Raw genomic sequence first — 16,277 nt, 5'->3', positions numbered from 1 at the left:
TGCGCGACGCTCAGGTCGCTATCAGTTCGACGACGCGACACACCATTTCGCGCTTGCGCCGGGTCAACCGCCGGACGGCCTCCAATATCCTGCTTTCGAGCTCGTCCATCGCGAAATCCGTGGTCGTGGCCGCGTTGTCCAGTTCGACACCCTCGGGGTGACTGCCCCCCCTGCCGGTGGCGAGCCACTCGAACAACACGCCCGTCACTATTGCCACCTTGGCCAGATGATCGACGCTTGGCGAAGTACCGCCTGTCCGCTCCCACTGCGCCACCGCGCTCCGACATACGCCCAACTGCACCGCAAGCTGGGCTTGCGAAAACTGGGCCTCGCGCCGCGCTTGCCTGATTCGGATCGGCATCGAAATACATATGCACCCCTCAAAAAGTGGCAAGGAGACAGCGATACTGCATATGTACAGTAATTCTACCTGAATTATGTGCAGAAACGCTGCGGATGCGCCTGAGCGGCAGCAACGGCGGCGCCTCCGCTGCCGACGTTAGCGATACTCACCCAGCAGGGCGCGGCAGGGGCCCCGAGTTCTCCTTTTGTCGTTTTCAGCCTGTTTTTCCGGCCTTTTTCTTCAAACCGCTTCAAGTTCCATTTTTTTCCTGCTTCTTCTCGGTTCCCGTTCCATTTATCTACTATTTATTCTCCGTAATGCGGTGCTAGGCTCCGGCCACGGTCGCCGATGGCAAGGAATGCTTCGCGCTCACAGATTCCGCGATTGGCTCCAGACGACGCTCCGTCAGCATCCGTCCAACGGTTCAGCACGCGCCTCCAGGAGAAGCTCATGTCGCAGCATGATCCGAATCGCCGTTCCCTACTCAAAGCCGGCTCCGGCGCCGCCATCGGCGCCGCGTTGGCGCTGCATTTCCCGCTGCATGCCCTCGCGGCCGAGCCGCAGCCATCCACGACCTTCGATATCGACACAGGGTTCGCGGAGTTCATGCGCGACATCGGCGGCAGTCCCGCCGACGCCGGCGGCCGGGTCGAGTTCACAGGCTCCGACCCGCTCCTGCGCAGCCATTTCCGGATAGGCGCCTGCATGGCGATTCCCGCGATGGCGGCCGGGCTGGGTGCCGCGGCAATCTGGCGGCATCGCACCGGCGAAGGCCAGGACCTGACCGTGGACCTGCGCCAGTCGGTATGGAACGTCAATCCATTGATCGGCATGGTCCACGGCAAGCTGCAGGCAGCCGGGATGATCCCGGCGAGCGACCCGGTGCCCGCCTCCCTCACCGCGTGGAAGCCGAGCGTCAACGGCCTGATGTTGCAGGCCCCGCTCGGCCTCGACAATCCGCTTTCCTTCCAGGCATTCGAGACTCGCGATGACCGATACATCAACCTGACGGGCATCTACCCGCATCTGATGGATCGCGTGCTCAACGTGCTCAAGACCCCGCCGGATTCAGCGGCGATCCGCGCCGCGGTGAAGAAGTGGGACGGACAGGAACTCGAGGACACGCTGGCCGCCAACAACGCCGTGGCCGCGCTGCATCGCACCCGCGAGGAGTGGCTCGCCCATCCGCAGGGCCAGTACCTGGCGGGCACGCCGCTGATCGAACTGGTCAAGGTCGGCGAGGCTCCGCCCAGGGAGTTCGCATCCCAGGCGACCCGCCCGCTGTCGGGCCTCAAGGTGATCTCGTGCACACACGTGATCGCCGGCACGACCGCGGCACGCACCTTGGCCGAGTACGGCGCCGACGTGCTGCACATCGCCCGCGACCAGAGCTTCGAGCACGAGGGACTGGTGATCGATGTCAACGTCGGCATGCGCTCGGCCTGGGTGGACCTGCGCAACCAGGCACAGCACCAGCGTTTCACCGGCCTGTTGCCCGAAACGGACGTATTCATCGAGGGCTTCCGGGGCCGCTCGATGGAGCGGCTGGGCTTCGGCGCAGAGGAAGTCGCGTCGCGACGGCCGGGCATCGTCTACCTGTCGGTGCGGGGCTATGGCTGGGAAGGTCCCTGGGCAGACCGCGCCGCGTTCGACATGGAAGGCGTATCCACCACCGGCTTCACCATCATCGAGGGTGGCGGCACCGGCGTGCCGCGCTTCCCCCCTACCCTGGTGATGAACGACTACATCACCGGTTACATCGGCGCGGCCGGCATCCTCGCCGCGCTGCGGCGCCAGGCGACCGAAGGCGGCAGCTGGCACGTGCGCGTCAACCTCTCCCGGGCGGCGATGTGGTTCCAGAGCCTGGGCCATTTCCCCGGTATCGACTTCGATGCCGCGCGGCCGAACAACCGCATGGCCCCGCCGGAAACCATGGCGGGGCAATCGCCATACGGGCGCGTGGAGCGCCTGGTGCCGCAGGTCCGGCTGACGAAGACGCCCGGGCGCTGGCGCGAGCCGCTGGTGGCCGTACGCGGCGGCGACCTGCCCCGCTGGGAGGGCTGAGCCATGCCCGCCTCCCGATGCGCACCGCCCCCCGCGGCGCGGACCGGGATACTGGCCCTCGCCGTCGCGGCGACAGCGGGCATGGCCCCGTCGCATGCTGCCGCACAGGATGCGGACCAGCTCGCCCAGCAGCTCTCCAACCCGATCTCCAGCCTGACCAGCGTGCCCTTGCAGTTCAACTACCACGACGGCATCGGCGTTGGCGACGATGGCTCGCGCACGTTCCTCAACGTGCAGCCGGTGATCCCGATGTCCATCGGTGAGGACTGGAACCTGATCTCGCGCACCATCATCCCGGTGGTGTACCAGGAGGGCCTTTTCCCCGGCGCCGGGAGCCAGTTCGGGACCGGCGACGTGGTGCAGAGCCTGTTCTTCTCGCCCGAGGCGCTGACCGCCTCGGGCTGGACCTGGGGCGTTGGCCCTGTGCTGCGCCTGCCGACCGCCAGCGACGACCTCCTCGGCGCCGAGAAGTGGGCCGCAGGTCCGACCGCCGTCGCGCTGAAGCAGTCTTCCACGGGCTGGACCTACGGTGCGCTGGTCAACCACATGTGGTCGTTCGCCGGTGAAAGCAGCCGCGACGACATCAGCGCGACGTTCCTGCAGCCGTTCCTGTCGCGCGGGCTCGGCCAGGGGCGCACGGTGTCAGTGAGCCTGGAGTCCAGCTACGACTGGAAGGACAGCCAGTGGACCGTGCCGGTGAGCCTGTTCTACTCGAAGGTCTCGAGCGTCGGAACCCAGCTGGTGAGCTACCAGCTCGGCGTCAGCTACTTCGCCGAAACGCCCGCGCTCGGCCCCGAGTGGGGCGCGCGGTTCACCGTCACCCTGCTGTTCCCCAGATGACCCGCGACAGCGCCGGCCCCGCACGTTTCCGCCGCCCGCTGCGATGGTCGCACCCCACGTTTCGGGAGGATGAGATGTCCACGCAAAGCGACACGCGCTATCCCGCGGCCTCCTCCTTGCACGACGGACCGCCTTCGCATCGCGCGCGGCGCCGGCACGCCCTCGCCGTCGCAGCCTGGTGCATCCTGGTGCCCGGCATCGCCGCGGCCCAGCAGGCCGAGCCGACGGCCGGATCGCCCGCACCGCTCGACCTGACCTTGGGCGACGAGGCGGCGTATGAGCTTTATCCAGACCTGCTCGACACCTCGATGTCGGTGCAGGGCGACCTGCAGGAAGACACCGCGCAGCCCACCGGTTGGATGCGCAGCCCGACTTCCCTGGAATCATGGTTCGCATGGAAGAACCAGGTGCGCGAAAACACCGGCCTGACCTTCGGCGGCTCGTGGATGATGCTGTGGCAGAACTACTCCCGCAGCCTCGTCGACGAGCACAACGCGGTGGGCAGCAAGCTGACACTCAATTTTTCCTACGATCTTTTCAACCGCGGCCAGGCCAACGCATTGTCGTTCGACGTGGCTGTCGAAGACCGCCGTCCGATCGGCACCGACCTGGCGCCGCTGCACGCCGGCATGTCCACGGGCTCGATGATCCCCACCGCGGCCACCTACGGTGATTTCAGCCTGGGCGTGACCCAAGCCTATATCCGCCAGAACCTGGCCGACAACCGCTTCCAGTACACGATCGGAAAGATCTTCGCGCCCAACTTTCTCAACGCGTATCCGTTCTTCGACGACAACCGCCAGTTCCTGACCCAGGCATTCTCGACCAGTCCCAGCATTGCCTCGCCTCTGCGGGGATTCGGCGCAGTCGCAGCCTGGTACCCGACCACCGGTGGGCTGTACATCAAGCCGGGCGTATTCACCGTGCACAGCAGTGATACCGGCAGCACGATCGGGGATTTCTTCGAGAAGAACGAGCGGTTCTACATGCTCGAAGTCGGCGTCACCTCCCTGGGTCGGACCCGCACGCCGATCCACGCGCGCGCGGCGATGGACGCAAACAACATCCACTTCACCGCCTGGTACAAGGAAGCCGAGGAAGGTGGGCTGCCGCGCGCGCGCGGGCTGGTTTTCAACGCCAACTACATGGCCGGCGCGAACCTGATGTGGTTCGCCCGTGCCGGCTGGTCGGACGGGTGGTTCGTGGACCGCAACGCGGCGGTCGGCATCGGCTGGCGGCCGACCGAACACTTCTCGGACCTGTTTGGCGTGGCCGTGGGTGGCTTGAAGCCGGCCAATCCGCAGTTGCGAAACCAGTACACCGCCGAGGTGTTCTATCGTTTCCACCTCACCCCCAACCTCGCCATCACTCCGGACCTGCAGGTGCAGGTCGATCCGGCGCTCAGCACGGCGGACGCGGTCTGGGTGGTCAGCCTGCGTGGACGGCTCACGTTCTGATGCCGGGCAGGCGGAGGCGCTGACGATGCTGGTTCCGGCCCGGCCTGCCGGAACCGGATCCTGGCCGGAGTCCTCCCGCGGTCGGCGTCAGTGACCGGAATGAAGTGGGAATCGCGACTGGTGTTGCTGGCCCTGTCTGGACAACTGCTGTCCTACGGCCTGGGAATTCTTGTGGCCAGAGCTTTGGGCGTGGATGGCTTCGAGGCCTATGTCGTCGCCTCGGCGGTGTTCATCCTGATGGTGAGCTTCGTCCCGCAAGGCTTCGACAAGTATGCGCTGGCACTGCTGCCGCCCTTGTTCAAGCGTGGCGAATGGGCACGGCTGCATGGCTACTGGCGATTCTCGAGTCGGCGGATCCTGATTGCCTGCCTGCCGGTGGCAACGGTAGTTGCCGCCATCACCTGGAGCGCGGACGGCCTGTCCCTGCAGGCACGCATTGCAATCACCGTGAGTTGCCTCGCACTGCCGGCCGGCGCGCTTGTGCATCTGGCGCTGGAGGTGCTGGCGGCGGCGGGCCGTGCCGTGGCCGCCACGGTGGTGTTCCGCGTGGTCGTCCCGGGCGTTGCACTGTTGCTGGTCTGCATCCTGCTCTCGTTCGCGCCAGCGATGCAGGCGTGGTGGGCCGTCGCGGCCTGGGGCGTGTCGTGGTGCTTCGCGCTGGCGCTGATGGGCGGCCAGCTGCGCCGTGTGTTTTCCGCCTCCACGCGGGCGGTGCGGCCGGTGGAGGATGCGGCGGCCTGGGCATCCGGGGCGCGACCCTTCTGGATCTATCGGGTATCGCTGGCCGTGCTGGCCCAGGCAGGGATCGTGGCGATGGAGGCGTTCCAGCCCTCGGCCAGCGCGGTGGGCGCGTTCGCCGCCGCGCTCGGTACCGCCGCGATGGCACAGATCCTGGCTACGGCGACCAATCGGGTCTATGGCAGCAAACTGTCCTTGCTGCTCGATCAGGGCAACATCGACGGCATCCAGCGCCTGAGGATGGCGCGCCTGCGCTGGCTGGCGGCACCCTTGCTGGGCTACCTCCTGCTGGTGTTCGCATTCGCGCCCATGTTGCTCGGCCTGTTCCATGCCGAGTTTGTGGACGAAGGCACGACCGCACTGCGCATACTGGCCTTGAGCACGGCGCTCAGCACGGTGCTGGCCATGGGTCCCACTTACCTGAAGCACCGTGGCGAGAACCGCCCGATCATGTGGGTCGTCGCGATGGCGGCGTCCCTGCAGTTCGTGTTGCTGGTGCTGTTGGTGCCGCGTTACGGGGCCACCGGTGCGGCGCTTTCGTACGCGCTGGCGAACGGTTTCATGTATGGCTGGCTGGCGCGGCTGGCACACCTCGGGTTGAGGAACCTGCGACCGCGCGATGGCTAGCTGTGCAAACCCAAGGACGGAGTGCAGACGTCAATGCCAGCCATTTCACCGCTGCGGCGTGATGGAGGGCACACGGCTATCCTGTCGCTCCATCCATCGCGCCACTTCACATGACCTATCGCCCGCTCCGCCACGCCGTCATCCTGTCTGTCCTGCTGCTGCTCGTCGCCTGCGGTGGCCCTCCGCCCTATACCGGAGGCGACGTGGCCGAACTGCAGCGCATCGACGTGACGACGGGGGAAGGCCCTGCCGCTGCTTCCGGTGACGAGGTCAGCGTGCACTACACCGGCTGGCTCTACGACGAAAACGCGCCCGACAAGCGTGGCGCCAAGTTCGACAGTTCGCACGATCGCGGCCAGCCCTTCGTGTTCCCGCTTGGCGCTGGCCGGGTCATCCGGGGCTGGGACGAGGGCGTCGCGGGCATGCAGCGTGGCGGGACGCGCGAGCTGCATGTCCCCGCATTCCTCGGCTACGGCGCGGATGGCGCCGGCAAGCTGATCCCGCCGGGCGCATCGCTGGTATTCGAGGTGGAATTGCTGGATATCCGGAGATAAGCCCGCGCTGTCTGCCTTGAGAAACCCTAGCCTTGCGATTAGAGCCGGAACTACCGCGCGCGGCTACGAGGCATCCACCGGCAGCGTCACCTCGAACGTGCTCCCCTGGCCCTCGCCGCCGCTGCTGGCCACGACCGTGCCGTCGTGCGCCTCCACCAGCTCGCGCACGATGGCCAGGCCGATGCCGAGTCCACCGGGGCGCAGCGCAGCGGCGGCGGTCTCCTGGAAGAACAGGTCGAAGATGTGAAGCAGCGCACCGGCCGATATGCCGTTGCCGGTGTCCTGGATGCGGACTGTGAGCGCGCCGGGGGTTCGGGTCGCCACCAGGTCGATGCGGCCGCCCTCGGGGGTGTACTTCGAGGCGTTGTCGAGCAGGTTGGTGAACACCTGCACCAGGCGGGTGTGATCGGCGTGCAGGTGCATGGCATCGCCCGGCGGCAGTACGACCTCAAGTTGCTGCCGCCGTGACTCGATCACCGGGCGGCACGTCTCCACGGCAATCTCCAGCACCTGGGCAAGCCCGGTGTCCGCACGCTCCAGGCGGAGCTTGCCGCTGGCCAGCCGCGACCCGTCGAGCAGATCGTCAACCAGGCGGACGAGGTGCACGACCTCCGATTCGATGATGTCGCGGAGCCGGGTGAACCGCTTCAGGTCCCCGCGTGCCTCGCCCAGCATTTCGGCAGCCAGCCTGATGGGCGATAGCGGATTGCGCAGCTCGTGGGCCGCCGTCGCCATCGAAGCGAGCGCCTGCGCGTGCGCTTGCTGCGCCTGTGCTTCCTGTTCCTGTGCATGCAGGCTGGAAGTCACCAGCTGGCTGTTGGCTTCCTGCAGGTCATGGTTGCGCGCCCGGGCGGCGGCCTGGCGGGGGAGTCGAAGGGCTGCGGCGTTCTCGGCGACGGCCTGGGCCCGCATTGCCGCCAGGACCAGCTGTTCATTGGCCTCGAGCACGTCACTCTCGCTGCGCAGTGGCGTGCGGCCGCGCAGGGCGGCGAGTTCGGCTTGCAGTCCCGCGACCTCCGCGCGCAGCTTCACCGCGTCGGCCTCCAGCGCGACCAGGGACTGGATCGACGCCGCGGTCCGCGAAGGGGAATCCTGCCCGCTCATGTGGCCCCCGGCGGTCGTGTCGCGTTCATTCCTGCGGCGCGCCCGCTGACCCGGTCCCGGTCGCGCGCGTGGGGCGGCCGCCCAGCAGGCCTTCGTGGCCGGCCAGGCGTTCGCCCAGCTGGAGGCCTTCAGCATCGATGTCGAACAGGCGCAGGTCGTGCGAGTGCGCGCTGCCACGGACCTTGACCACGGCAAGCACGCGCTCCAGCCGGCTGTCCACTTCGATGTAGCGCTGCACGATGATCGCGTCGGTGAGGAAGGCGGTGCCATAAGGGCTGAAGCTGAGTTCGTTGTAGCGGTCCTCGAGCTCCGACGTCATCAGCACCGTGGCGCCGGTGTCCGCCAGCGCCGACACCAGCCGCGCCAGGGACTCCCGGAAGTCATCACGGAACGTCGGCGCGAGCGCAAGTTCGAAACCGGACAGCGAATCGATGACCACGCGCGTCGCCTTCAGCCGCTGCACTTCCTCGATCAGCAGCAGGGCGATCTCGTCCACCGACAGCGTCGCCGCCTGGGTGTCGATGACGCCGATGCGGCCGGCCTCGATCAGCCCGGCGATCGTGGCCCCGCGCGACTGCCGGGAACGCTGCTCGAAAGCCGCGATCACGCCGGTCTCGCCCTGGCGCGCGCCCTCGGCCAGGAACGACGTGGCGAGGATGCTCTTGCCCGATCCCGAGGGTCCCGCGACCAGCAGCGAATATCCGCGAGGCAAGCCGCCACCCAGCATGTCGTCCAGGCCGGGGACGCCTACGCTGCGACGGTCCTCGAGCGGCGAGACCTCATCGATCGCACTTGAAGCAAGCGGGATGCGTGGCGGCGGCGCAAAAACCTTGAGCCCTCCCTGCGTGATGCGGAACGTGTGCAGCCCGGGCAAGGTCGGTTGCCCGCGCATCTTCACGATTTCGAGTTTGCGCACCACCGAGTTGCGCTGCACGCTCTGGCGCAGCCAGATCAGGCCATCGGCCACGGTGAAGATGGGATTGGGGTCGGCGTCGCTGAAGTACTCGCCCAGCAGGAAGGTGGTCGCCTCCCAGCTGGTCAGCAGGATCCCCAGACGCTGGATGAACTCCTGCAGCGACAGGAAGGCCTCGCCCTTGCCCTGGCCTGCGAGGATCACCGAGCGGAACGAATCCACGAACACGAAGCCCGGGGCATGGGTGCGTACTTCCTCGATGATGCGCGCGAGCACCTTGTCCAGGTCGCCGTTGGCGGTGTCGGCGGCGAGGTTGACGAAGCGGATCGACGAGTTGATCTGCTCCGCATCGAAGAAGTCGAACTGCTGCTGGTAGCGCAGCATCTTCAGCGCCGGCTCGCCGAGCACGGTGAAATACAGCGCAGGCCGCTCCGGCGTCGCCATCGCGAACATCATCTGGTGCGCGAGCGTGGTCTTGCCCGCACCCGGCGATCCGGCGATGAGGTTGAAGGAGAACTCCGGGATGCCGCCACCGAGGATGCCGTCGAGGCCGCTGACGCCGGTGGACAAGCGTCGGATGGTCGCGTTCTGGCTGTTCATGGGGCAGTGTCCTGTCGGGTGGGGCCGGCGGACGGGACGTCCCAGACTGGCTTCAGCAAACGCCCGGTGAGCGATGCACCAATCAGGTTGACCAGCAGGCGGTCGAAGGTTTCAAAGAGGGTGGTGACCGCCGCGATCGCGTCGTCCACCGCTTGCCCGGAGGCGGCGCGTGCCAGCATGGGGAAGGCCGGGGGTTCGCTGCCCGCGTCAACGCTCCGCGCCTGTTCCAGCCACCGGTGCTTGGCCGCTGCCAGGTGCAGGGCGCGATCGTACAGCGCGGACATGCCGTCCTGGCCGATGATGGGAACGAGCGCGCGCGCTACTTCGGTCCAGAGCACGACCGTCCGGTCGCAGATGGCTTCGATACCATGCCCTTCTGCAACGATGTGGCGCAGCACAATGTCCACTTGGTGCACTTGGACTGGCATTTGCCACCTGATACCCGCAATGCGGGTCGCCTGCATCCTACGGCATGCCCAACAGGAGCGCAAAGCCGGCGACGCAGCGCCGTGCATGGATCCGGCTGGTGTCAGGGCGCCAAGTCGATCTCGGGCGTCGTCTCGCGAAGGATCTCCATCGACTCGCGGTTGCGACGTTCCCACTCATCCATCGATTGCGAAGGAGTGGTGACGTTTTGCGCGGGCTGCTGGATGAGCTCTGCTCGCGCCACCGGCCTGGCCGGCGCGGGAACTGATCGGGGTCATGTGCACGCAGGGCGCCATGTATGCGATGCGGGGTGTCCAGACGTCCCAGGCACACCGCCCTTGCCAACAACGCTGGACGAATGGAGGGCCCCGCGCCGGGACGCACCCCACTCTACGATTGCCCAACAACCCAGCCAGCAGGTGCGCCATCAGCGTGACGCATTCTTCGCGGTTGGGTGCGACATCACTTGAATTGATACGACACCTTCGTGCCCTGGACGGAGCTGACCTTGCGGTCCACGAGGGTTGCAAGTACCTGCGACACGGCGGGTGCATCCAGTCCCGGTAGCGCCCAGGAAGTCAGGGAGGATTTCAGCGTTTTGAGCGTGGCCGGTTTGGCGGCTTTCAGGCCCTTGAGTCGCCCGATGACCTTCTCGATGAACTTCGCCACGTCCGCCCGTGGTCGAACCCGTGACCCGGCGATTCGCTGCGTCACGCCTGCCCACCGCCCCGCGAAGATCGGGTCTGCCCGGGCAGGTGAGCCTGATCCCGCTATTGCCGGGATGTATAGTCTGGCGCGCATGGCCGGTACCCCACCGGCCGCGACTAACGGAGAGACGTCATGGGTCTTGTGCAAGCGGTGGCGGGTGCGGTGGGTGGCGTGCTGGCCGACCAGTGGAAGGACTTCTACACGGTGCCGGCCGGTCTGCCGGCTACGGCCGCGCTGTTTGCCGCCGTGCCGAATGGCACCAATGCCGGTCGCGGCTCGAACACCAAGGGCTCCTCGAACATCATCACCAACGGGTCGAAGATCGTCGTACCCGAAGGCTACGGGCTGCTGCTGTTCCAGGACGGCGCCATCACCGGCTTCGCAGCGGAACCGGGCGGCTACGAATGGCGCTCGGACGACATCAATTCCAAGTCCGTGTTTGTCGGCGACGGCCTGGTGTCCTCGTTGATCAAGCAGAGCTGGGAGCGCTTCAAGTTCGGCGGCCAGCCCGGCGGCCAGCAACTCGCATTCTTCGTCTCGCTGAAGGAACTGCCGGACAACCGCTTCGGCACCCAGTCGGAAATCTACTGGGACGATGGCTTCCTCAACACGCAGGTCGGCGCGGTGACGCGCGGATCGTACACGCTCAAAATCACCGATCCCATCCTGTTCGTGAAAAACTTCGTGCCAGCCAAATACCTGCAGCCCGGCCAGGTCTTCGATTTCACCGACATCGACAACCCCGCTGCCACCCAGCTGTTCAACGAAGTGGTGGGTTCGCTCGCGCCGGCCTTCAGCCTGTACACGAACGATCCGGGCAAGGGCAACCGGATCACGAAGCTGCAGCAGGACTCCGTGGGCTTCGCCCAGAGCCTGTCGGCGGCGGTCGAGCACGCCTACCAGTGGAGCTCCGACCGCGGCCTGGCCATCGTCAAGACCGCCATCATTTCCATCGAGTACGACCCCAACACAAGGGAACTGCTCAAGACCGTGCAGCGCGCCGATGCGCTGGCTGGTGCCCGCGGCAATTCCAACCTTCAGGCCAGCGTCGCCGCAGGCGTGCAGTCTGCCGGCGAGAATGGCGGTGCGGCAGGCCTGGTGGGCGTCGGCATGGCGACGGGCATGCTCGGCGGCGTCGGCACCCTGCAGCAGCCAGTGGCACCGGCCGCGCCGGCGGCCGATGACCCGATCGCCAAGCTCACGAAGGCCAAGCAGATGCTCGACCTCGGCCTGATCACGCAGGGCGATTACGACGCGCTCAAAGCCAAGACGCTGGGCCTGTAAGGCGGGTTGGCTTCCACGATGTCCAGACACACGGTTCCCACGCCGCCGCCCTTGCCGCCCGCCATCGGGCCCGGCTCGCCGCAGGACGTGCCGCCGCCCCCGGGCAGTTTCCCGGTGGACCCGGCCACCCTGCCCGACCCGATCCGCGACGAAATCCTGGCGCCCGACCCGGTCGCCATCGATACGGCCTCCGACGAGCTCAAGGACGGCCAGAACCACTGCCCGAAATGCGGCGCCACCGACATCCGGCAGCGTCCCGGCACCGACATGCTGATCTGCCTGTTCTGCCGCAATGAGTGGCATGGCGAGGGCGTCGAAGAGGCCTTCGGACTCGGGGTCGGTCTCGACGAGCTGCAGGGCACCGTGATTGCGTCCGGAGCGCAGGCCATCGCAGCCGACGCCACCAGCCTCATGAGCTTCAAGTGCACCGGCTGCGGCGCCGAGGTTACCGTCAACACGGAAAGTTCGATGACGGCGCGCTGCCACTGGTGCCGACACGTCTTCGGCGTGAACGAACAGGTGGCGAACGGCGCTGTGCCCGACGCCGTGCTGCCCTTCCGCATCAAGAAGGAAGACGCGGTGGCGCGCATCCGCCAGTTCGTGGACAAGCGGCGGATGTTCGCGCTGAAGGTCTTCAAGCAAGAGTTCACGCCCGAGAACGTGGTGGGCGTGTACCTGCCGTACATGATCGTCGACGGCAAGGCGAGCGCCAGCGTGGTTGGCCAGGGCGAAATCGAAACCCGGCGCTACACCCAGGGCACCGGCGACAAGAAGCAGACGTACTACGACGCCGATGTGTACCAGCTGGATCGGCACGTAGACTTCACCGTGGACGACCTGCCGCTGGAATCATCGCGCGAACGCAGCAAGCTGGACGCGAACGTAAACACCAACAACATCATCAACACCATCCTGCCCTTCGATACCAAGAACGCGGTGAAGTGGAACGCGTCCTACCTGTCGGGCTTCACCTCCGAGAAGCGCGACAGCGACGTGGAGCACCTCCACCCGCGCCTGGAGGACCAGCTGCTTTCGATCGCCCGCTCCCAGGTCGAGCCGTCGGTGCGCCGTTTCGACCGCGGCGTGCGCTGGGAAACCGAACGCCTGGACGTACAGGGCACGCGCTGGGTGGCGATGTACCTGCCGGTGTGGCTGTACTCCTACCACCAGCCCGGTGCCAATGGCGGCATGCTGCACTACATCGCGGTGAACGGCCGCACCGGAGAAACCATGGGCAGCGTACCGGTGCAGCCGTGGAAGCTGCTGCTGGCTGCGCTCACCGCCGGCACGATCCTGGAAGCCGTCGCCCTGATCATCATAGGAATGCAGTAATGAGCGACGACGGTGGACTCTGGCTGCTCGCCCTCGGCCCGGCCGGCGCTGCTGCGCTGTACTGGGCCATCTATCGGCACTACCGCAACACCGACAAATCGCATGCCTTCGAGCGCGAGACGACCGTGGATGCCAAGCCAGTGACCGGGTCGGAGCGCAAGGTGAGCGAAGTGAGGGGGACGCAGGCGACGCGCATCAGTGGGGACAATGTGAAGGCGTATCGGCACAGGGTGAAGCGGGTCGCTGAGTGACGCGTTGCCCTGCGACGTGCACGACCCCGTCCTTCTTTCTCAGCCCAGCGGTGGCGGGCCAACGCGACCGTCCCGGCGTGCCTGGCCATCGTCCGCCTGGTCACGCGCCCAGGCCTTGACCGCCCGGCCGAACTTCGCGATCAGGATCATGTTGAGGAAGTGCATCAGGCCTAGCACCAGCAGGCTGATGCCCACGCGGGAGCCGACCTCGGGGATCAGGCTGATCGTGTCGACCTGCCAGTTGCCCAGCCGGTAGCTGATGAAGCCCAGGTTGACCAGATAGAAGCCGATGACCAGCAGGCGATTGGTGGAGGCGGCCAGCTCGGTGTCCTGGCCGAAGCAGCGGACCAGGAAGACCTCGCCATTGCTGGACAGGGCGCGCGCCACCCAGATGGTCATCCCGATGGAAATGGTGAGGTAGAGGCCGTAGGCAAGATGCGTCATGACGAAATCTCCGAGTTCAAGCATGGGTGTCGCTCCGGGTTGGGAGTGACGCCAACTTGACCCGGTGTGCCCGTCATGGGCCTCCGGAAAGATAATTCCGGAACAAGTCGCACCCCGATCCACGCAGGATCAAGGGCTTATCCATGTCCAGAGTGATCATTCCGGAAGGTCGGGTGCGCCGCTCACCGCCAGCATCCGCTGCCGATATGCGCCTGGCACCTCGCCCACCTGCTCCTTGAACGCAACGTAGAAGCTGGACTGCGAATTGAAGCCCGACGCCATGCCCACCGACAGCACCGACGCGCGGCTCCTCCACCAGCATCCGTTGCGCGGTCTCCACCCGGTACCGCCGCACCAGCCTGGGGAAGCCCATGCCGAACTCGGTGTTGACCAGTTCCGACAGCTGGTGCCCATTGAGACCCAGCAGGTCGGCCACGGCCGCAAGGCTCAGCGACTCGGCGCGATGCGCCTGGTCGACCTCGAACACCTGACGCAGCCGCGCGGCCATCGCCTCGCGATCCACGCGAGTGAGCGTGGACTGCGCGTAGGCCACCGCCACGGCCTCGCGCGCCTTCGGCACGATGTCCGGCACGGCCAACAGCAGCCAGCCGACCAGGCCGAACCCCAGCGCGATCAGCACCGTGTACGTCCACGCGTAGGCATCCCAGCCGAAGCTGTGGGGCGCCAGCAGGCCCGTAGTCGCCACCGCCAACGCCATCGCGCCGAACAGCGCCAACACCTTCAACTCCAGCGCAAACCAGCGCCGTAACACGCGCAGGCGATAGACCAGCACGGACAGGTGCAGCGCGAAGGCGGTGCCCATCAGCAGCGCCGCCGGAATGGCCCATGCCAGCGGCACGGCAAGTGCGACCACCAGCGCCAGCACCGGCAGCGCCCATTCCACCCGGCGCCAGGCGCCCTCCGGACGCAACACGCCCAGCAACAGCCAGTAGAACCCCAGCGACTGCAGAAACAGGACGACCACATAGCGGCGCACAGGCAGCGCGTCGCCTGCCTGCGCGATCATCCCCAGATGCCCCAGCTGGGTCAGCGCGAGCCCTGCGAGCATCACGAAGCCCGCCAGGCGGGACTGCCACGGCAACGGCGCGTTGCGGTAGCCAGTCGCGAAGGCTGCGGCCAACAGCAGCGACATTCCGACCGAGAAGCCCACCATCATCTGTAGCATCGGATCCCCTACTTTCGCGATGGCGTCGACCGCCGGCGGGATCGTACCTCTACCATCATGGAAAACGGGGCTGAGGCTTGAGTGACCCCCGGCCTGGACCGGCCCGAGCCAAACACTGGCCGGCCGACACGCACAGTGGGGGCACAACTCACGGCCAGGCAAGAAGGCACGACGGATTGTCGCTGTCGCCGAGCGTGCGCCTCACACGCACTTGAGCGGAACAAGCGGACCGTCTGGCAGAGCAACCCGGATACCGTCACCAACGCGCACGCACCCGCCCGTCAGCACGACAGCCATCACGCCCGACTTCCGCCTGAGCGTGCCGTCATCGCCACGCTCGAGCACCGCCTTCATGAGCCCGGGGCGCAGCCGGTCAAGTTGTCTGCACGGATTCCTCAGACCCGTGATCTCCAGCACCGCCGCATCACCCAGGTGCAGCCGGGCTCCCTTCGGCAAGCCCAGCAGATCGATGCCCCTGGTCGTGATGTTCTCGCCCAGCTGTCCTGCAGCGACATCGAACCCCTGCACATTCAGCTCGTCGAGCAACTCTGCGTGGATCAGATGCACCTGGCGCAGATTGGGCTCCGACGCGTCGACCCGGACCCGTGACCGATGCTTGACCGTAACGCCCATGTGCGCGTCGCCTTCCACACCCAGCCCCGCCAGAAGCTGCACCTCGTCGACGGGGGTCTTGCCGAACGTGTGCAGCGCGCTGCGGCTGACCGCCGAGACCACGCCTTCCTTCTGTCCCGTTGTCATATCGCACCTTTTGCAAACACCTCTGCGTCCCGACTGGCGCCCGACATCAATCCGCCGCAACCAGCTCCAGGAATTTCAGCGCCAGCGCGCTCTTCTCCACTTCCGCCACCTGCAGGCGGTTGCCCCAGTGCAGGCCCTCGGTATTGCCCAGCGCGACCAGCGTCAGGCCCCTGCCCGGCACCTTCAGCAGCAGGCCGGCGTAGGCATCGGGCCACCAACCGCCATGCCACACAAGCTGCTGGCCGCGCCATTGCTGGGTCCACCACCCGTAGGCATAGCTCGCCGGAGTGCCGTCGGGATCGGTCGGCGGCGTCCACATCTGCTGCAGCAGCGCCCTGGGCAGGATGCGCTCCTGGTCGAGTGCCAGCGAGTACTCGGCCAGGCCTCTCGCGCTGGCGATGATGCCGCTGGAGGCATTCATCTCCGGGTTCGGCAATGGCGACGGCGCCCAGCCGTCTTCCTCGTCCTTGGCGATCCGGAACGGCGGCGCCAGGTGTACCAGCGCCATCGCGCCGCGCGCGTCGCGCCAGCCGGCGGCGATGTCCTCGAGCCCCGCCTTGTCGATCACGTAACGCCGCATCCAGTGGTCGAACGGCTGCCCGGCCTTCTCCTCCACCCAGTTCGACAACCGGCCGAACACGATCGGG

General features: G+C 66.7%; 17 protein-coding genes. 8 read left to right on the top strand and 9 right to left on the bottom strand.

The window, feature by feature from the left end; all coding sequences use genetic code 11:
- Positions 1-10 precede the first annotated feature (10 nt).
- Positions 11-361 carry a helix-turn-helix domain-containing protein gene (locus tag ACW5EG_RS07415; RefSeq protein WP_457018147.1) on the bottom strand — a complete coding sequence of 117 codons (351 nt, stop codon included), beginning with the start codon at positions 359-361 and terminating at the stop codon, positions 11-13.
- A gap of 432 nt (positions 362-793) precedes the next feature.
- Here ACW5EG_RS07415 and ACW5EG_RS07410 point away from each other — a divergent pair, with 432 nt between their 5' ends.
- The 5 genes from ACW5EG_RS07410 (at position 794) to ACW5EG_RS07390 (ending at position 6,623) form a co-directional block, all read left to right on the top strand.
- On the top strand, positions 794-2,407 hold the full coding sequence (locus ACW5EG_RS07410) for a CoA transferase (protein WP_457018146.1): 1,614 nt from the start codon (positions 794-796) through the stop codon (positions 2,405-2,407).
- Between the two features lie 81 nt (positions 2,408-2,488).
- Positions 2,489-3,247, top strand: a complete 759-nt coding sequence (locus ACW5EG_RS07405) for a transporter (RefSeq protein WP_457018145.1) — start codon at positions 2,489-2,491, stop codon at positions 3,245-3,247.
- 74 nt (positions 3,248-3,321) lie between these two features.
- Positions 3,322-4,704 carry a carbohydrate porin gene (locus tag ACW5EG_RS07400; protein WP_457021175.1) on the top strand — a complete coding sequence of 461 codons (1,383 nt, stop codon included), beginning with the start codon at positions 3,322-3,324 and terminating at the stop codon, positions 4,702-4,704.
- A gap of 99 nt (positions 4,705-4,803) precedes the next feature.
- Positions 4,804-6,069: a lipopolysaccharide biosynthesis protein gene (locus ACW5EG_RS07395; RefSeq protein ID WP_457021174.1), complete on the top strand. Its 1,266-nt coding sequence runs from the start codon at positions 4,804-4,806 to the stop codon at positions 6,067-6,069.
- A gap of 110 nt (positions 6,070-6,179) precedes the next feature.
- Positions 6,180-6,623, top strand: coding sequence for an FKBP-type peptidyl-prolyl cis-trans isomerase (locus ACW5EG_RS07390; RefSeq protein ID WP_457021173.1), 444 nt, complete (start codon positions 6,180-6,182; stop codon positions 6,621-6,623).
- Between the two features lie 63 nt (positions 6,624-6,686).
- Here the strand turns inward: ACW5EG_RS07390 and ACW5EG_RS07385 are convergent, their stop codons facing one another.
- The 4 genes from ACW5EG_RS07385 to ACW5EG_RS07370 form a co-directional block, all read right to left on the bottom strand.
- On the bottom strand, positions 6,687-7,727 hold the full coding sequence (locus tag ACW5EG_RS07385) for a sensor histidine kinase (RefSeq protein ID WP_457021172.1): 1,041 nt from the start codon (positions 7,725-7,727) through the stop codon (positions 6,687-6,689).
- Positions 7,728-7,752: 25 nt separating this feature from the next.
- Entirely contained in the window at positions 7,753-9,240 is a 1,488-nt protein-coding gene (locus ACW5EG_RS07380) for an RAD55 family ATPase (protein ID WP_457021171.1), read from the bottom strand.
- A complete protein-coding gene (locus ACW5EG_RS07375) occupies positions 9,237-9,647 on the bottom strand; it encodes a hypothetical protein (protein WP_457018139.1) in 411 nt (136 codons plus the stop codon). The genes ACW5EG_RS07380 and ACW5EG_RS07375 overlap by 4 nt, the downstream gene beginning before the upstream one ends.
- Before the next feature lie 481 nt (positions 9,648-10,128).
- Positions 10,129-10,335 carry a hypothetical protein gene (locus ACW5EG_RS07370; RefSeq protein WP_457021170.1) on the bottom strand — a complete coding sequence of 69 codons (207 nt, stop codon included), beginning with the start codon at positions 10,333-10,335 and terminating at the stop codon, positions 10,129-10,131.
- 171 nt (positions 10,336-10,506) lie between these two features.
- On the opposite strand from ACW5EG_RS07370, the gene ACW5EG_RS07365 reads away from it, so the two are divergent.
- From ACW5EG_RS07365 to ACW5EG_RS07355, 3 genes are read left to right on the top strand one after another with little or no spacing between them, the layout of a single operon-like run.
- On the top strand, positions 10,507-11,658 hold the full coding sequence (locus ACW5EG_RS07365) for an SPFH domain-containing protein (RefSeq protein WP_457021169.1): 1,152 nt from the start codon (positions 10,507-10,509) through the stop codon (positions 11,656-11,658).
- Between the two features lie 18 nt (positions 11,659-11,676).
- Entirely contained in the window at positions 11,677-12,990 is a 1,314-nt protein-coding gene (locus ACW5EG_RS07360) for a TFIIB-type zinc ribbon-containing protein (RefSeq protein ID WP_457021168.1), read from the top strand.
- Positions 12,990-13,241, top strand: coding sequence for a hypothetical protein (locus ACW5EG_RS07355; protein WP_457018122.1), 252 nt, complete (start codon positions 12,990-12,992; stop codon positions 13,239-13,241). Before ACW5EG_RS07360 ends, ACW5EG_RS07355 begins: the two co-directional genes overlap by 1 nt.
- Positions 13,242-13,280: 39 nt before the next feature.
- Here ACW5EG_RS07355 and ACW5EG_RS07350 read toward each other — a convergent pair whose 3' ends face one another.
- From ACW5EG_RS07350 to ACW5EG_RS07335, 4 genes are all read right to left on the bottom strand, one after another.
- The gene (locus ACW5EG_RS07350; protein WP_457021167.1) at positions 13,281-13,709 is read right to left on the bottom strand and encodes a hypothetical protein; all 429 of its coding nucleotides are present in this window, start codon (positions 13,707-13,709) and stop codon (positions 13,281-13,283) included.
- A 49-nt stretch (positions 13,710-13,758) separates the two neighbouring features.
- The gene (locus ACW5EG_RS07345; protein WP_457021166.1) at positions 13,759-14,871 is read right to left on the bottom strand and encodes a hypothetical protein; all 1,113 of its coding nucleotides are present in this window, start codon (positions 14,869-14,871) and stop codon (positions 13,759-13,761) included.
- 201 nt (positions 14,872-15,072) lie between these two features.
- Entirely contained in the window at positions 15,073-15,630 is a 558-nt protein-coding gene (locus ACW5EG_RS07340; protein ID WP_457021165.1) for an MOSC domain-containing protein, read from the bottom strand.
- A 46-nt stretch (positions 15,631-15,676) separates the two neighbouring features.
- Positions 15,677-16,270 carry a serine hydrolase domain-containing protein gene (locus tag ACW5EG_RS07335; protein WP_457021164.1) on the bottom strand — a complete coding sequence of 198 codons (594 nt, stop codon included), beginning with the start codon at positions 16,268-16,270 and terminating at the stop codon, positions 15,677-15,679.
- Positions 16,271-16,277 lie beyond the last annotated feature (7 nt).

Source organism: Luteimonas sp. A611, assembly GCF_054072715.1.
Note: the sequence above shows the minus strand (reverse complement) of the source record. Positions and strands in the feature narration are given on the sequence as shown.

Bases quoted from the DNA above. Each gene is read 5' to 3' on its own strand.
- ACW5EG_RS07415 (WP_457018147.1), bottom strand. From the start codon at position 361: ATGCCGATCCGAATCAGGCAAGCGCGGCGCGAGGCCCAGTTTTCGCAA.
- ACW5EG_RS07410 (WP_457018146.1), top strand. From the start codon at position 794: ATGTCGCAGCATGATCCGAATCGCCGTTCCCTACTCAAAGCCGGCTCC.
- ACW5EG_RS07405 (WP_457018145.1), top strand. From the start codon at position 2,489: ATGGCCCCGTCGCATGCTGCCGCACAGGATGCGGACCAGCTCGCCCAG.
- ACW5EG_RS07400 (WP_457021175.1), top strand. From the start codon at position 3,322: ATGTCCACGCAAAGCGACACGCGCTATCCCGCGGCCTCCTCCTTGCAC.
- ACW5EG_RS07395 (WP_457021174.1), top strand. From the start codon at position 4,804: ATGAAGTGGGAATCGCGACTGGTGTTGCTGGCCCTGTCTGGACAACTG.
- ACW5EG_RS07390 (WP_457021173.1), top strand. From the start codon at position 6,180: ATGACCTATCGCCCGCTCCGCCACGCCGTCATCCTGTCTGTCCTGCTG.
- ACW5EG_RS07385 (WP_457021172.1), bottom strand. From the start codon at position 7,727: ATGAGCGGGCAGGATTCCCCTTCGCGGACCGCGGCGTCGATCCAGTCC.
- ACW5EG_RS07380 (WP_457021171.1), bottom strand. From the start codon at position 9,240: ATGAACAGCCAGAACGCGACCATCCGACGCTTGTCCACCGGCGTCAGC.
- ACW5EG_RS07365 (WP_457021169.1), top strand. From the start codon at position 10,507: ATGGGTCTTGTGCAAGCGGTGGCGGGTGCGGTGGGTGGCGTGCTGGCC.
- ACW5EG_RS07360 (WP_457021168.1), top strand. From the start codon at position 11,677: ATGTCCAGACACACGGTTCCCACGCCGCCGCCCTTGCCGCCCGCCATC.
- ACW5EG_RS07355 (WP_457018122.1), top strand. From the start codon at position 12,990: ATGAGCGACGACGGTGGACTCTGGCTGCTCGCCCTCGGCCCGGCCGGC.
- ACW5EG_RS07350 (WP_457021167.1), bottom strand. From the start codon at position 13,709: ATGCTTGAACTCGGAGATTTCGTCATGACGCATCTTGCCTACGGCCTC.
- ACW5EG_RS07345 (WP_457021166.1), bottom strand. From the start codon at position 14,871: ATGCTACAGATGATGGTGGGCTTCTCGGTCGGAATGTCGCTGCTGTTG.
- ACW5EG_RS07340 (WP_457021165.1), bottom strand. From the start codon at position 15,630: ATGACAACGGGACAGAAGGAAGGCGTGGTCTCGGCGGTCAGCCGCAGC.